The 14,504-nt window shown below is 33.6% G+C and carries 13 protein-coding genes; 5 read left to right on the top strand and 8 right to left on the bottom strand.

Annotation, left to right across the window (positions count from 1 at the left end):
- The first annotated feature begins 22 nt into the window (after positions 1-22).
- A complete protein-coding gene (locus K0R77_RS02265; RefSeq protein WP_300346819.1) occupies positions 23-1,375 on the top strand; it encodes a DEAD/DEAH box helicase in 1,353 nt (450 codons plus the stop codon).
- 34 nt (positions 1,376-1,409) lie between these two features.
- Here the strand turns inward: K0R77_RS02265 and K0R77_RS02260 are convergent, their stop codons facing one another.
- The 7 genes from K0R77_RS02260 to K0R77_RS02230 form a co-directional block, all read right to left on the bottom strand.
- Positions 1,410-2,375 carry a tetratricopeptide repeat protein gene (locus K0R77_RS02260; protein ID WP_300346816.1) on the bottom strand — a complete coding sequence of 322 codons (966 nt, stop codon included), beginning with the start codon at positions 2,373-2,375 and terminating at the stop codon, positions 1,410-1,412.
- A gap of 9 nt (positions 2,376-2,384) precedes the next feature.
- Complete coding sequence (locus K0R77_RS02255) at positions 2,385-3,041, bottom strand: GDSL-type esterase/lipase family protein (protein WP_300346813.1); 657 nt, start codon at positions 3,039-3,041, stop codon at positions 2,385-2,387.
- 68 nt (positions 3,042-3,109) lie between these two features.
- Entirely contained in the window at positions 3,110-3,574 is a 465-nt protein-coding gene (locus K0R77_RS02250) for a lipocalin family protein (protein WP_300346809.1), read from the bottom strand.
- A gap of 199 nt (positions 3,575-3,773) precedes the next feature.
- Positions 3,774-4,937: an iron-containing alcohol dehydrogenase gene (locus K0R77_RS02245; protein WP_300346806.1), complete on the bottom strand. Its 1,164-nt coding sequence runs from the start codon at positions 4,935-4,937 to the stop codon at positions 3,774-3,776.
- A gap of 105 nt (positions 4,938-5,042) precedes the next feature.
- The gene (locus tag K0R77_RS02240) at positions 5,043-5,567 is read right to left on the bottom strand and encodes a hypothetical protein (RefSeq protein WP_300346803.1); all 525 of its coding nucleotides are present in this window, start codon (positions 5,565-5,567) and stop codon (positions 5,043-5,045) included.
- 189 nt (positions 5,568-5,756) lie between these two features.
- Positions 5,757-6,038: a hypothetical protein gene (locus K0R77_RS02235; protein ID WP_300346800.1), complete on the bottom strand. Its 282-nt coding sequence runs from the start codon at positions 6,036-6,038 to the stop codon at positions 5,757-5,759.
- Positions 6,039-6,257: 219 nt separating this feature from the next.
- Positions 6,258-6,515, bottom strand: a complete 258-nt coding sequence (locus K0R77_RS02230; RefSeq protein WP_300346797.1) for a hypothetical protein — start codon at positions 6,513-6,515, stop codon at positions 6,258-6,260.
- 932 nt (positions 6,516-7,447) lie between these two features.
- Between K0R77_RS02230 and K0R77_RS02225 the strand changes: the two genes are divergently transcribed.
- Entirely contained in the window at positions 7,448-9,985 is a 2,538-nt protein-coding gene (locus K0R77_RS02225; protein WP_300346794.1) for a phosphoenolpyruvate carboxylase, read from the top strand.
- Between the two features lie 129 nt (positions 9,986-10,114).
- Here the strand turns inward: K0R77_RS02225 and K0R77_RS02220 are convergent, their stop codons facing one another.
- Entirely contained in the window at positions 10,115-11,719 is a 1,605-nt protein-coding gene (locus tag K0R77_RS02220; RefSeq protein ID WP_300346791.1) for a S8/S53 family peptidase, read from the bottom strand.
- Positions 11,720-11,886: 167 nt separating this feature from the next.
- Between K0R77_RS02220 and K0R77_RS02215 the strand changes: the two genes are divergently transcribed.
- Genes K0R77_RS02215 through galE form a run of 3 tightly spaced genes read left to right on the top strand, consistent with a single transcriptional unit; the run spans position 11,887 to position 14,502 of the window.
- Positions 11,887-13,011 (top strand): DegT/DnrJ/EryC1/StrS aminotransferase family protein, encoded by a 1,125-nt coding sequence (locus tag K0R77_RS02215; protein WP_300346788.1) that lies wholly within the window; start codon positions 11,887-11,889, stop codon positions 13,009-13,011.
- A gap of 3 nt (positions 13,012-13,014) precedes the next feature.
- A complete protein-coding gene (locus K0R77_RS02210) occupies positions 13,015-13,464 on the top strand; it encodes a hypothetical protein (protein ID WP_300346785.1) in 450 nt (149 codons plus the stop codon).
- 15 nt (positions 13,465-13,479) lie between these two features.
- A complete protein-coding gene (galE, locus tag K0R77_RS02205) occupies positions 13,480-14,502 on the top strand; it encodes a UDP-glucose 4-epimerase GalE (protein ID WP_300346782.1) in 1,023 nt (340 codons plus the stop codon).
- The last annotated feature ends 2 nt before the right edge of the window (positions 14,503-14,504 follow it).

Below are 14,504 nucleotides of genomic sequence, written 5' to 3'. Positions count from 1 at the left end.
ATTAATTGCCTATCTTTGCAAAATGGAAAAACTCACTTTTGCAGATTTTGACCTTCCGGTTAAAGTTCTTGATGTTTTAGCTGATTTAAATTTATTTGAGCCTACTCCAATTCAGGAGAAGAGTATAGGTCCGATCCTTTCGGGACGAGATGTGATGGGAATTGCACAGACGGGAACAGGAAAAACCTTAGCTTATCTTTTACCGGTTTTAAAGACCTGGAAATATAATAAAAACGGAAATCCTACGGTCGTTGTATTGGTTCCTACAAGAGAATTGGTAGTTCAGGTAACAGAAATTGTAGAAAAACTGACAGAAAACATTACTGCAAGAGTAATCGGGATTTACGGTGGAAAGAATATCAATACCCAAAAGCTTCTATTCAACGATGGGTGTGATATTTTAGTTGGAACTCCTGGAAGAATCATGGATTTAGCGATTGATAATGCAATTTCCCTGAGAGAAGTTCAGAAACTGATCATTGATGAGTTTGACGAAATGCTGAACTTAGGTTTCAGACCTCAGTTAACGCATATTTTCGAAATGATGAGAGAGAAAAGACAGAATATTCTTTTCTCTGCAACCATGACAGAAGCCGTTGACGAAATGCTGGATCAGTATTTTGCAGGTCCTATTGAAATTTCATTAGCAAAATCGGGAACTCCGCTTGAAAAAATTGAGCAGACTGCTTACAAAGTTGAAAATTTCAACACGAAAATCAATTTACTTGAACATTTGCTGAAGAGCAATGAAGATATGTCCAAAGTTTTGATTTTTGCCAATAACAAAAAGCATTCAGACTTGTTATTTACAAAGATCAATGAGCTTTTCCCCGATCAGTTTGACGTGATTCACTCCAACAAATCTCAAAACTACAGACTGAAAGCGATGAAGCGTTTTGAGAATGAAGAAATCAGAGGTCTGATAACGACTGACGTTATGGCAAGAGGTCTTGATATTTCAGATATTACCCACGTTATCAACTTTGAAACTCCTGAAGTTCCGGAACAATATATTCACAGAATTGGTAGAACGGGTAGAGCAGATAAAGACGGTAAAGCCATTACTTTTGTGGCGAAAAAAGAAGAAACTTTGGTTCTTGACATCGAATTACTGATGGATAAAGAATTAAGATATATTGACTTCCCGACCGAAGTGAAAATCAATCCTAAAAAGATTGCTTCTGAAGAAGATTTGATTATTATGAAAAATCCGGCTCAGGTTAAACTTTTTGATGGTGGTGGTGCTTTTCACGAAAAGAAAGACAAAAACAAAAAAGAAAACTGGGGAGGTCCTTCAAAAAGAAAAGCTCCTAAAAAATTCGGAGCCAACAGAGCGCAACAGAAATCGATATCTAAGTCGAAAAGAAAGAAATAATAAAAAACGATTCCAATTTGGAATCGTTTTTTGTTTAATTGAACTCGATATTATTTTTTTTCAGAATTCCCTCAAATTTTTCAGCCTGTCCTTTTTCTTTCATACTTTTATAAATTGAAGATATAATGCTTTCAGCATCTGTTCGGTAGGGAGATTTTTGGTTAGTATAAATTCTGTAGGCTTTACAGATATAATCTAATGCTTTTTCATCGTCTTTTATTCCTGAAAAATAAATATTACCAATTCCATAATATACTTCAGGATCTCCGGGATATACCTTGTCTAATTCTAAATATACATCAATAGCTTTTTGATATTCTTTTTTGTAGATATATATTACCGGAATATTCTGCAAAGGCATCTTTCCCTTCGGATCTACTTTTAGAGATTTTTTATAGGCATCCAAAGCTTTGTCATATTCTCCGGCTCTCCTGTAGCATACACCCAAATTATCCCATGCGTAGGTATAAGATGGATCTTTTTTTACCGCTTTTTCGTAATTTTTTATAGCTTCTGCCCAATCTTCTTTTTCTGATGCGTTAAGTGCCTTTTGATAAAATTCTAAAGCCTCTTCATTTTTAGTGACTTTTTCTATTTTGCTTTCTGCCACATTTACTGTTTTTTTTATACTTGGGCAGTTCTTCATCATATAACGTTCAATCTCATTATAGCTTTCTGTATATTGCTTAGAATCTTTATCCGTATTAAAGTTTAGATTTACTTGTTTTTTACCATTGACTTCCGGTGCGTTTTTTGACAATTCATCAACACTTGAGAGAAGAGATCCTAACTGTAAAGCTCCTGTATATTTGTCAATACAACCATGAACATCTTTTATGACATCAGATTTATTTCTGTTGAACATTTCTATGGAATCCACACATTTACAGGCGTTTTCAGAAAGTTCCTTGATTAATTTTTTATTGTCTACGTTTTGTTGTGCAAAACCTAAACAACAAATTAGTACAGTAATTAAAATGGTTAGTTGTTTTTTTATCATGGTTAAAAATTATTTCATATAAGGATTCATAACATTTGCCCAAAGTCTGTAACCTTCCGGAGTCATGTGGAGCATATCTTCTACAAAAAGGTCTTTTCTTACGTTTCCGTTTGCATCATTCATTGTTTTGGTGATATCAATAAACTCGGCATTTTTTTCCTTCTTCATAAATTTTGCAATTTTTTTATTAGCCTCTTTCATTTGAGGCCAAAGTTTTTCTCGGCTCGGAGAATATTTTATCGAAATGTAATCAATCTCAATATTCGGAAACTTTTCACGTATTTTTCTGTAAAATGTTTTGAATCTGTTAACTACCACATCTGCTTTCAGTTGGGCATCGTCAGCAAAATCGTTTTCGCCACAATAAATGATAATTTGCTTTGGTTGATAAGGATTAAGCAAGTCTTCAGAATAATAATTTAGATCTGTCAGTCTTGAACCCCCAAATCCCCTATTGATAATCATTTTGCCCGGGAAATATTCCGAGACATCCTGCCATTTTGTAAAAGATGAGCTTCCTACTAATAGGATAGCATTTTTGGGTGGAACTGACTGTCTGTCAGCTACTTTAAAATTTTGAATGTCTTGCCAAAACATCGGCTTTTTTTCCTGTGAAAAAATAAAGGTAAAGGCAAGCAATAGAAATGCTGCGAAAATCTTCTTCATTGTTCTCTAAATTTTTTAGAAATAAATATAAGAAAAAACTCCCGAAATTTTCGGGAGTTAAGTGGTTTTTATCTTTTATAACTTCTGTAAACAAAGTCAATCTTCTGATCTCCGTTGTAATCTATACTGTCAAACATTTCCATCAACCTCAGTTCGCTGTTGCTGAGTATATCGACTCTGTAAGGTCTTTCATTATCATTATCATTATTATATTTGATCACTAAAATCTTTTTTTCGGCATCATAAGTATAAGTTCCTTCTGTTTTTGCACTTGTACAGGTAGCTCCTATTCCGGTAACTGCAGTGTATGCAGCGTAATAATCTATCCTGAATTCTGTTGTGCTTTTTGCGCTGCAACCGGTAGGTACTACAGTATTAAGTACCGTTTTATTGTCAGCTCCGGAAATTACTTCTTCTTTTGTTTCTTTCCATTCACCTTTTAGCATGTCCATTTCAAAACCTTCGACATCATCATCTTCACATGAACTAAGCGCTAAGGCTGAAAAGGCAAATAAAAGTAGGTATTTTTTCATTTTCACATATTTAAGATGCTAAAATATAAATAAATTTCAAATATTTATAATGAAATCTAGGTTTTTTAAACTAATGTTTATAAAAAAGATAATTTTTCAAGTTAAAACAGTGATAACGGAAGAAGAAAAGTCTGGAAACTTTAGGTTTTATAGACTCAAAGATCCGAAGACTTCTCACTTCTACTTAAGGTTTCAGGATTTAATAACTCATTTCGACAATTTTATAAGCATCCTGCGGGGTCAGCTTTTTATATTCCCCTAAACCAACCCAGTTTCTTTCTGTAAAGGCTTTTTCGACACGTTCAGCAGTATTTTGAAAATCGTCAGTATAATCTGAAAGCTTAGTCTGAATTTCAAGGCTGTGAAAAAACTCTTCAAGCTTTTTGATTGCAGCTTCAGCTTTTTCTTCTGTGCTTCCTTCGGTAATTTTCCAGACTCTTTCAGCGTATTGAGCCAGTTTTTCTTTCTTAGTTTCAAAATTATAGCGGTAGTGGGAAGGTGCAATGACGGCGAGCGTTCTTGCATGATCAATTCCGTAGTAAGCAGTTAACTCATGACCCATTGCGTGAACCGCCCAGTCTGTGATGACTCCTTTTTGAATCAGCCCGTTAAGAGCCATTGTGCAGCACCACATAAAGTTTCCTGCAGCGTCATAGTTAAAATCTTCAGACATTACCTTTGGTGCCGTTTCCTGTAAGCTAATCAAAATGCTCTCTGCAATTCTTTCCTGAAGATCTGCAGATGATGGTGCAGTCATATATTGTTCTAAAACATGAGTGTATGCGTCAGCAATTCCGTTGGCAATTTGTTTTTTTGGAATGGATCTGATTACTTCAGGATCTAAAACGGAAAACTGAGGAAATAATCCGGGACCACCCGAAGATAATTTTTCGTTAGTTTCTCTTCTCGAAATGACATATCCGGAATTCATTTCAGAACCTGTTGCCGGTAAAGTAAGAATGGTTCCGAAAGGCATCCCTTCACCTTCCAGAGTTCTTACCGGTTTTGTCAGGATTTCCCAAGGCTCGTCATTGTAATTTGCTGCAGCAGAAAGGAATTTTACACCATCAATTACAGAACCTCCGCCAACTGCGAGAAGATAATTAATGTTATTTTCTTTAATGAAACTTAAAGCTTTCAGTAAAACCTCATATTCAGGATTGGCGGGAACGCCACCGAATTCCTGAAGATTGTGATCTTTCAAGGCATCTTTTACCTGATCGTAAACGCCGTTGCTTTTGATGCTTCCGCCTCCGTAAATCATTAAAATTTTAGCATCCTTCGGAATTTCTTTTGAAATTTTGGCAATTTCACCTTTTCCGAAAAGTATTTTTGTTGGATTTTTTAACTCGAAATTAAGCATTGTTCTAAATTTATTTTAAACCAAATTTACGCATTGATTATCGAAATTTCAGTTAATGAAAGTTTAAAATTTAGATGATTGAATTTTATTTAAACTATGGAAATATTAATGAACTTTATAATTAGATATGTTTTGTTGTCTCTGATTAAAACTTTCACGATATATTTTAAGATAATGGTTGAGTTCAGAATCAGTGATATCAAGATCATCAATTTTTATCTCAATTCTTTCATCTCTAAAATTGAAAAATAAATAATTAATTTCATTCTTGAAATCATGTTTTGATTCCTTGGCGGTGAAAGTTCTGGAAATAATCTTTTCATTCTCTATATCATCCCAATTCATTAATGCTCTTTTATAAGTTTGTATTCCTTTTTTATTGATTTGAATAACTATAGAATTCATTTTTCTTATTTCCAAAAATATCATAATCAGAGAAAACAGTATGGTCCCAATCGGCATAATTGCGAATGTAGTTAAGCTTTCTGGTTGATTTTTCAGAAGAAGATTTAAGAAAAAAATGCAGACTATTATAAAGATTAAGTAACTTAAAGATGTAACTACAGAAATAGATTTAGAGTTTTTGATTTGTAGCTCTTCCTGAATTTCAAGTGAGTTTAGATTGTTCATCAGAGAAACCCGAATTTGATATTCCCTGTAGAGTAACAGAATATTGGCAATTGTAGCAATGAAAAAAATTAAAGATAAAAAAAGAAGGTTTTTCAGATAATACACTCCCAGAGTAAAAGTGATTACTCCAAATATAATATGGAAGAATATGCCTGAATTGTTTCTCATCAATCATAAAATGTTTTGCTTTTATTTATTCTCCTGTATTTTCTTTTGTATAAAGATATAAGCCGTTCTTGTCTTAATTTCAGCTTTTACTTTTTTCAGATTAATGAGCGAATAAATATAGATTGGCGTAAAAAGCAAAGGGAAAAAAGTGTAGATACTAAAGTCATTTTCAATTGTTATATAAGCAGCAATTCCAACGAGGATGCAAAATGAAATGATGTGGAATTTTACTATTGAAAGATATTTTTTTTCAGTACGTTTTAGTTCTTCTAGAGTTTGATCCGAAAAGATTTTCTTTTGCATTTGTGAGATAATTTAAAAGACAAAGTTACGAAAAAAGATTAATATTAATCAAGTGAAAATCCCTATTTAATGAATAAATAATGTGTAATTTGTATTTATGTGGTTGAAAACGAATGTTTTATAATATTTACAGCATGGGTTGTTTTAATATAATTCAATGGTAGTAGATATTATTGTTTATTTTATAAAGCTTAGTCCAAACCAATATTAATGCATTTCTCATTTAGTATACTTTGATTTTCTTGATCTTATCTCTGCATTGATCTGACTCATTCCTATAAAACTTGGTAAAAGAGTCAATAAACAACAAATGGCAATGGGAATGAGAGTGATGTTTTTGTCAGTAACTGCAAGATAAAATAGAATAGAGCATGCGATAAACAATACAATACTTAGACCAATTATTGCACCGGTCATCGTTTTCTTTTTTGAAGCTAATTGTTCTGAGCTAAGATCTGATAATTTATTGTTTTTCATGTAGTCTGTTTTATTCTAAATTATTCTGTAGTAATCATTTTTCTTTTGTTGCGATGATGCTGTCAAATTCTATCTGGTCAATCTGAAATCCATCACATTCTGTAGTGACATTGGATGAGCGGATCGAAAAATTTAAAATCTGATTCCGGAGACAAGCCTATAGTTTTTTGTTCCGTTGAAAGATCCGACATCTCTGAGAATAACTTTATGATTGTCAGTTTTCTTAAGCCGTACCCCATAATAATTCCCTTTTCCTGCATTTTCCGAAATGGCAAAAGCTAGCAGACTGCCGTTTCTATAAGGTTTTTGCCTTGAGAATTAATAAATTTAAAGTAACAGTTCCGGGAGAAGTGTAATATCGTCTTTACAGGAAATTAAAAATAGAGTTATAGCAAATAGGTATAAGATTTTCCTAAACATCATATATTATCTGTTTTGAATTTGGCAAAACAAAAATAGGAAAAATCTCGATAAAAAAAGAATAAAAACTCCCTTGTTGTTGAAAAAAATGAAAAGAATTATTCCTTTAAATGTATAAGTCTGGACTTTATCTCTTCCCGGATATTCTTTAATCTAAAAAAAGCAGACAAAATAGAATAGCTGAAAAAGACAGGAAAGAAAGTAAAGAATCCCAATCCTTTTTCTGAAGTTATGAAGATAGAAATACCGATGATAAAAATCATCACAATTGAATTTCTTATAAAATCTCTTTGCGTCTTCTTTTCGTTGTAATACAATTCATCAATGCTTTGCTTTTTTAAAGGTTTCTCGTTCATAATAGGTGATTGTATACCGTTAATTATATAAAAATAAGCTTAATTATTTAAAATAACGCATTTAACATCAAAATGTTTTGTTAAATAAATTAAAATTTCACATTTTTTTAAAGCCGATCACTCGCAATTAAATTTAAAATCTATTACATTTGTTAGATGATACACGACCAGCGCGCAGAAAAATTCAGGCAGATTGTAGAAAATAAGTTTCAGATCTACAATTCATTATTTATGAGTTTGCCTTATGATAAAATGACCAATATCGGGATGCTTCTTCCTTTTCTTTATGAAGAAAGTAAAGAAGGTTATCAGGCAGGAAAAACTCCTGAACAGATTGTGGAAGAATTTTTTACAAATCATACCGATTTACAAACCGAAGAGCAGAAGCTTGAATTACTCTTTAAGATCATTCAATATATTGAAAGGCAGGTGGTTTTGTTTGACAGTATCGAAGATGCTGCATTTCCGAGCCTACATTCTGAAAGCGACAGTGGAACGGTGACCAATCTTTTTGAGCGTTCTTTGCAGGATCATAAACTTGAAAAAGTGCGTGAAAAATTGAGAGATTTTACGGTGAAAGTAGTTTTCACAGCACACCCGACACAGTTTTATCCAAGCTCGGTGCAGAGAATTTTGCATGATCTGAGAAAATCGATTACCGATGATTCTATTACCAACATCGATATGCTTTTGCAGCAATTGGGTAAAACACCTTTTGTAAATAAAGAAAAGCCAACTCCTATTGATGAGGCTTTGAGCATTATTCATTACCTGAGATACGTGTATTACGATACGATCGGGGAACTGTTTACTAAAATTAAAAAAACTTTCGGAAACGGACACTTTCATTTGCATGAAGATCTGATTCAGCTTGGTTTCTGGCCAGGAGGTGACAGAGACGGAAATCCTTTTGTGACGGCAGATGTTACGAAAAGAGTTTCGGAAGAACTTCGTTCTGCAATTTTAAAATCCTATTACGGAAATTTAAAAGATGTAAGAAGAAGACTAAGCTTCAGAGGAGTTTCTGAAGTTTTTGCACAGCTGAGCACTGAATTGTACTCTGCCATTTTCAGAAATGAAAGAATCACAGCGGAAGATATTCTTAAAAGGCTGAATGAAGCTGAAAAAATATTGATTGAGCAGCACAATTCGCTGTTTCTCGATTTGCTTCAAAATTTTAAAGACCGTGTGATGATCTTCGGAACTCACTTTGCTACATTAGATATAAGACAAGACAGCAGAATTCATCAGCAGGTAATTGATGATGTTTATAATGCGAAATTTGGTGAAAATTCTGAAATTAGTAACGACGAGAAATTCAATAAACTTATTCAGCTTTCAGAAAAAATAGATGCAGATCAGTTTGAAGATATTGTAAAAGATACATTAATCAATGTTGCTCAGGTGAAAGATATTCAGTTAGCCAACGGAAACCGTGGGATGAACAGATACATTATTTCCAATTCTGATGCAGTGAAAGATGTAATGAATGTATATGCGTTTTTCAAAATTTCAGGTTACAAAGATGAAGAAATAGAGATGGATATTGTTCCGCTTTTTGAAACGATGGAAGGACTTGATAATGCAGAAAGCGTTATGACCGAATTGTATCAAAACCCAATCTATCAAAAACATTTAGAGCGAAGAGGAAATCAGCAGACGATTATGCTCGGTTTCTCAGACGGAACGAAAGACGGAGGTTATCTGAAAGCCAACTGGGAAATTTATAAAGCGAAAGAAGTTTTGACCAAATTGTCTGAAGAAAACGGAATTAAAGTGGTCTTTTTTGACGGACGAGGAGGTCCGCCAGCAAGAGGAGGCGGTAAAACACACGATTTCTATGCTTCGCAAGGGAAAACAATTGCCAATAATAAAATTGAATTAACAATTCAGGGACAAACCATTACAAGTATTTTCGGGAATAAAGAACAGGCGAAATTCAATTTTGAACAATTGTTGACTGCAGGAGTTGAAAATGATGTGTTTAAAAATTCCAAAAAAGATTTAACGGAAAAAGAAAGAGCATTAATTATTGAACTGGCGAATATCAGTTATAAAAAATATTCAGATCTAAAAGCTCATCCGATGTTTGTACCTTATCTCCAGGAGATGAGTACGCTAGAATATTACGGAAAAACCAATATCGGAAGCCGACCTTCAAAACGTGGTGGAGGAAATGAATTGAAATTTGAAGATTTGAGAGCTATTCCGTTTGTAGGATCTTGGTCACAATTGAAACAAAATGTTCCGGGATTTTTCGGTTTTGGTTTTGCGATGCAGCAGTTGAAAGAAGAAGGAAGATTTGATGAGGTAAGAGAATTGTACAAAGGTTCAGATTTCTTTAAAACTTTGGTGTTGAACTCAATGATGAGTATGAACAAATCTTATTTCCCATTAACCTATTATATTAAAGACAATCCTAAATTCGGTGAATTCTGGAATGTACTTTTCAGCGAATACAATCTTTCAAAAGATATTATGCTTGAACTGACAGGTTTTAAAATACTTCAGGAAGAAGATCCGTTATCAAGAAAATCAGTGAAAATTCGTGAGAAAATTGTACTTCCTTTATTAAGTATTCAGCAATATGCTTTAATGAAAATTCAAAAAGGCGAAGGTAATAAAGCTGCGTATGAAAAACTGGTGACGAGATCACTTTTTGGAAATATTAATGCGAGTAGAAATTCAGCTTAGATAAACTTAATCGCAATCTTTGTCATCTAACTAAAGAATTAAAAAATACTGTAGAGATTCCTACGGAATGACAAACATAATATGCTATATTAAAAACAAAGCCTTCCAAATCGGAAGGCTTTTCTTTAGTTATTCTTTCAGAAATTTCTCATAATAAAATTTATCTTTTACCTGAATCTTCAGATAATAAGTTCCGTTTGAAAAATCCTGTACATTGATCGATTTTTGATTTTTTGATTGTAAAACTGATCTTCCTAAGTTATCATAGACTTCGAGAGATACTACTTCGCCTTCTGTAGCAACATTCAAAATCGTTTTAACAGGATTGGGAAATATTGAAATTCTTTCTCTTTTTACAAGCTCGGAAGTATTTAAAACTGAATTATATAAGTTCCCGAAATTTAAAATTCCGTAACCTATTTGGTTATTCATATTTGGATATAAGGATGCGGTCTGTCTTAATTTGGTTTTCATTAAATCTCTACTCATCGTAGGAAAAGCCTGTATTAAACATGCAACGCCTCCCGCGGCGATTGGCGTGGCAATTGAAGTTCCTGAAACTATTGTTGTAGAATTATCATTTACAGTCGTAGATGCGGTTCCTCTTGCACTTGCGTCTGGTTTGATAACTCCTGCAGAATTAGGTCCGAATGACGAAAATCCTGAAGCTGATCCGGCAGAATCTACGGATCCTATGGTGAAAACCTGCGCATTATCTCCAGGAGTTGTAATGTAATGCCATGTCTGTTCTCCTGAATTTCCTGCCGCAATTAGAACAAAAATTCCTTTGCTCACCGCAATCTGGCTTGCTCTTCCAATGAAAGAAGTTGTTCCGTTCATATTGGCGTACGTGTAGCTGTATTTCGGATCGTCAAAAACATTATACCCTAAAGATGTTGTGATGATGTCAACTCCCTTTCTGTCAGCTTCTTCAGCGGCTTCAATCCAATATAGTTCTTCTTCGGGAACTTCCACAGCAGTATTTTCACTTCTGTATAAATAAAAATCTGCATCGGGAGCCGAACCTACAAATGTGTTTTGAATATATCCGCCGATAGCTCCTAAAACCACAGTTCCATGCGCATTTAAAGTACCGTCATAAATATTGGTTGTTTTAGTGACAAAATCGTAACCACCTTTTATCCTGTTGTTTGACCAAAGTCTTGAAAATGCAGAGCCTGTATTGACAGTAGGGAAACCAGTGTCAATCACGGCAATAGTAACGCCTGGTCCGGTAAATCCGGCAAGGTGAAGCGGCCTTAGATTGATCTGGTCAATCTGTTCTGATCCCGATCCGTAGTTAAAAACGGTCAGATTCTTTTGAGCCAGTTCAAAACTTTCCCACTTATTGACAGTTTGAGTTTTTAAAACAAGAGAAGAATTTTTCGCAAAACTTTCTACCGACTGTACAAAAGATTGAGCTTTAATCAAATTTACTTGAGCTTGATTTGCAGTCACAGCAACCCCGTTCAACCATTTAGAAGAATCGGTGATGGTAAATCCTAAATTTTGTAGATTTTGGATAAATGACTGTTCGATAGGAGCGTCCTGATCATTCAGCGGAATTCCCAAAGTAGTTCTTCGTGTCAGTGCTTTCTGAGTTAATTCTGATAAAGGATTTGCATAAAATGCAGCTTTATTGGGTTTGTTATTAAAGTATACAAAAACCAGTTCGCTTTGTGCGTGAACGAAACCATAACCTGCTATAAAACAAAATAATAAAAGTCTTTTCATCTATTTATTTTGTATAAAGATAAAACAATTTCAATAAAATTTTTAAAAGGATTTTAAAATCCTTATTTTTACGAAAATATTTGTTGGTGAAATCGCTGTTCAACGCCTTACGTAAAAAACATCAAAGCAAAGCGGTTACATTTAACTTAGAAAAATAAAATTGACGTATGAAAAAAATACAGATGGTTGACTTGCAAAGTCAGTATTATAAAATAAAAAATGATGTCGATAATGCGGTTTTAAATGTGATGGATTCAGCTGCTTTCATCAATGGTCCTGAAGTAAAATCTTTCCAGAATGAGCTGGAAACTTATCTTGATGTAAAACACGTAATTCCTTGTGCAAACGGAACAGATGCATTACAAATTGCTTTAATGGCATTGGATTTACAGGAAGGTGATGAGGTGATCACTGCTGATTTTACTTTTGCAGCAACTGTAGAAGTCATTCATTTGCTTAAATTAAAATCTGTATTGGTAGATGTAGATTACGATACGTTTACGATTTCAACAGAGCAAATCAGAAAAGCAATTACTCCGAAAACTAAAGCAATTATTCCGGTACATATTTTCGGACAGTGTGCGAATATGGAAGAGATTTTAAAAATTGCTGAAGAACATAATTTATTTGTGATCGAAGACGATGCACAGGCAATTGGTTCTCAGTTTACTTTTTCGGACGGAAGTGTAAGACACGCAGGAACAATGTCGACAGTAGGAACAACTTCTTTCTTTCCATCTAAAAATTTAGGTTGTTATGGTGATGGTGGAGCGATTTTCACCAACAATGATGAATTGGCACACCGTTTAAGAGGAATCGTCAATCATGGAATGTACGAAAGATATTATCATGATGAAGTGGGAGTAAATTCCAGATTGGATAGCATTCAGGCGGCAATTTTGAGAAAAAAACTTCCAAATTTGGATTCTTATAACGATGCAAGAAGAAAAGCTGCTGATTATTATGACGAAGCTTTTGCCGGAAACGAAAATATTTTAACTCCAAAAAGAGCAGAGTACTCAACACACGTATTTCATCAATATACTTTAAGGATTCTAAATGGCAAACGGAATGAGTTGCAGAAATTCTTAACTGAAAAAGAAATTCCTGCAATGATTTATTACCCGGTAGCTTTAAGAAAACAAAAAGCATATTATCAGGAAAGTAATGATGCAGATTTTGTAAATACAGATAAACTTTTAGATCAGGTGATTTCTCTTCCAATGCATACAGAATTGGATGAAGAGCAGTTGAAGTATATTACGGATGCTGTGTTGGAGTTTATAAAATAAGCTATGCTTCACGATGAAAGAATATTAAAAAATAAGTTTGCTTATTTTTTTACAATAATATTTATTCTTGGTTGGATGATATTTTATGCATATCATGCGTTTAATATTTTATTAAGAGGCTATCGAATCGAGGAAGCGTATTCTGCATTTGAAGTGCCTGTTTATATATTATATTTTACAATATTGCCATTATTAATTATTGCTTTTGTGTGTATTTTCAAAGAATCTAGAAATATGTTTAAGTATTTATATATTTCTCTACTTTTAATGACCTTTTATAATGCAATTTTTTTTTATAGTAGATATCAAAAAAATCCAGATTTAGGATTATATATTAGGTCTTTTTTGTTTGTAAGTATATTATTTGTTGTTGGACCAGCAATACTTATAAATTATTTTAAACATCAATCAGCAAAAAGTGAAATAGATAATATAGGAAGACAAAATGATTAAAAACTAACAAAAACAATGGCAATACTTGTAACAGGCGGACTTGGATACATCGGTTCTCACACCGTGGTAGAACTCATTAATAATAACTTTGAAGTAGTTATTGTAGATGATCTATCCAATTCGGAAAAATTTATTTTAAATAATATTGAGGAAATTACAGGTAAGCGACCTATTTTTTACCCTTTTGATTTAAAAAGAAAAGAACTTCTGCATCAGGTTTTTGATGCACACAATATTGAAGGCTGTATCAATTTCGCAGCGTTTAAAGCGGTTGGTGAAAGTCAGGAAAAACCAATTGATTATTATGAGAATAATTTGTTTTCGTTAATCAATATTTTGCAGGAATTTAAAGCAAGAAAAATTTCGAACTTTATTTTTAGTTCTTCTTGTACCGTTTACGGGCAGGCAGATGAAATGCCAATCGACGAAAATACTCCGCTAAAAATGCCCGAAAGCGTTTATGGAAAAACAAAGCAGATGGGCGAAGAAATCCTTAAAGATTTTGCTCAGGCTTATCAAAGTAAAATCTGTCTTTTGAGATACTTTAATCCTATTGGCGCACATCCATCTTCTTTATTAGGAGAATTACCCATCGGAGTTCCGAATAATCTGGTTCCTTATGTGATGCAGACAGCTGCAGGAATTCGTGAGAAATTGAATGTTTGGGGAAATGATTATCCTACAGAAGATGGAACAGCAATCCGTGATTATATTTATGTAGTGGATTTGGCGAAAGCCCATGTTGCTGCTTTAAAAAGCTTAATCAATAAAAATACAGAAGAAACTGTAATTGATATCTACAATCTTGGAACAGGGAAAGGTTCGTCAGTTTTGGAAGTGGTACAAGCTTTTGAATTGGCTAATAATGTTGCTGTGCCGTATAAAATCTGTGATAGGAGAGAGGGTGATATTACGATAGCTTACGCCAACGCCGATAAAGCTGAAAAAGAACTCAACTGGAAATCTGAAACTTCGTTGGAGGAAGCTTTAAAAACTGTCTGGGAGTGGCAAAAATATTTAGAATCAAGAAAAAATTAATT

Origin of the sequence: Chryseobacterium sp. (assembly GCF_029240215.1) — a bacterium.
In the GTDB taxonomy this organism is placed as follows: domain Bacteria; phylum Bacteroidota; class Bacteroidia; order Flavobacteriales; family Weeksellaceae; genus Chryseobacterium.
Note: the sequence above shows the minus strand (reverse complement) of the source record. Positions and strands in the feature narration are given on the sequence as shown.

Coding starts and splice junctions, on each gene's coding strand:
- K0R77_RS02265 (WP_300346819.1), top strand. CDS start 23: ATGGAAAAACTCACTTTTGCAGATTTTGACCTTCCGGTTAAAGTTCTT.
- K0R77_RS02245 (WP_300346806.1), bottom strand. CDS start 4,937: ATGCTTAATTTCGAGTTAAAAAATCCAACAAAAATACTTTTCGGAAAA.
- K0R77_RS02210 (WP_300346785.1), top strand. CDS start 13,015: ATGCTTCACGATGAAAGAATATTAAAAAATAAGTTTGCTTATTTTTTT.
- K0R77_RS02250 (WP_300346809.1), bottom strand. CDS start 3,574: ATGAAAAAATACCTACTTTTATTTGCCTTTTCAGCCTTAGCGCTTAGT.
- K0R77_RS02230 (WP_300346797.1), bottom strand. CDS start 6,515: ATGAAAAACAATAAATTATCAGATCTTAGCTCAGAACAATTAGCTTCA.
- K0R77_RS02225 (WP_300346794.1), top strand. CDS start 7,448: ATGATACACGACCAGCGCGCAGAAAAATTCAGGCAGATTGTAGAAAAT.
- galE (WP_300346782.1), top strand. CDS start 13,480: ATGGCAATACTTGTAACAGGCGGACTTGGATACATCGGTTCTCACACC.
- K0R77_RS02260 (WP_300346816.1), bottom strand. CDS start 2,375: ATGATAAAAAAACAACTAACCATTTTAATTACTGTACTAATTTGTTGT.
- K0R77_RS02240 (WP_300346803.1), bottom strand. CDS start 5,567: ATGAACAATCTAAACTCACTTGAAATTCAGGAAGAGCTACAAATCAAA.
- K0R77_RS02215 (WP_300346788.1), top strand. CDS start 11,887: ATGAAAAAAATACAGATGGTTGACTTGCAAAGTCAGTATTATAAAATA.
- K0R77_RS02255 (WP_300346813.1), bottom strand. CDS start 3,041: ATGAAGAAGATTTTCGCAGCATTTCTATTGCTTGCCTTTACCTTTATT.
- K0R77_RS02220 (WP_300346791.1), bottom strand. CDS start 11,719: ATGAAAAGACTTTTATTATTTTGTTTTATAGCAGGTTATGGTTTCGTT.
- K0R77_RS02235 (WP_300346800.1), bottom strand. CDS start 6,038: ATGCAAAAGAAAATCTTTTCGGATCAAACTCTAGAAGAACTAAAACGT.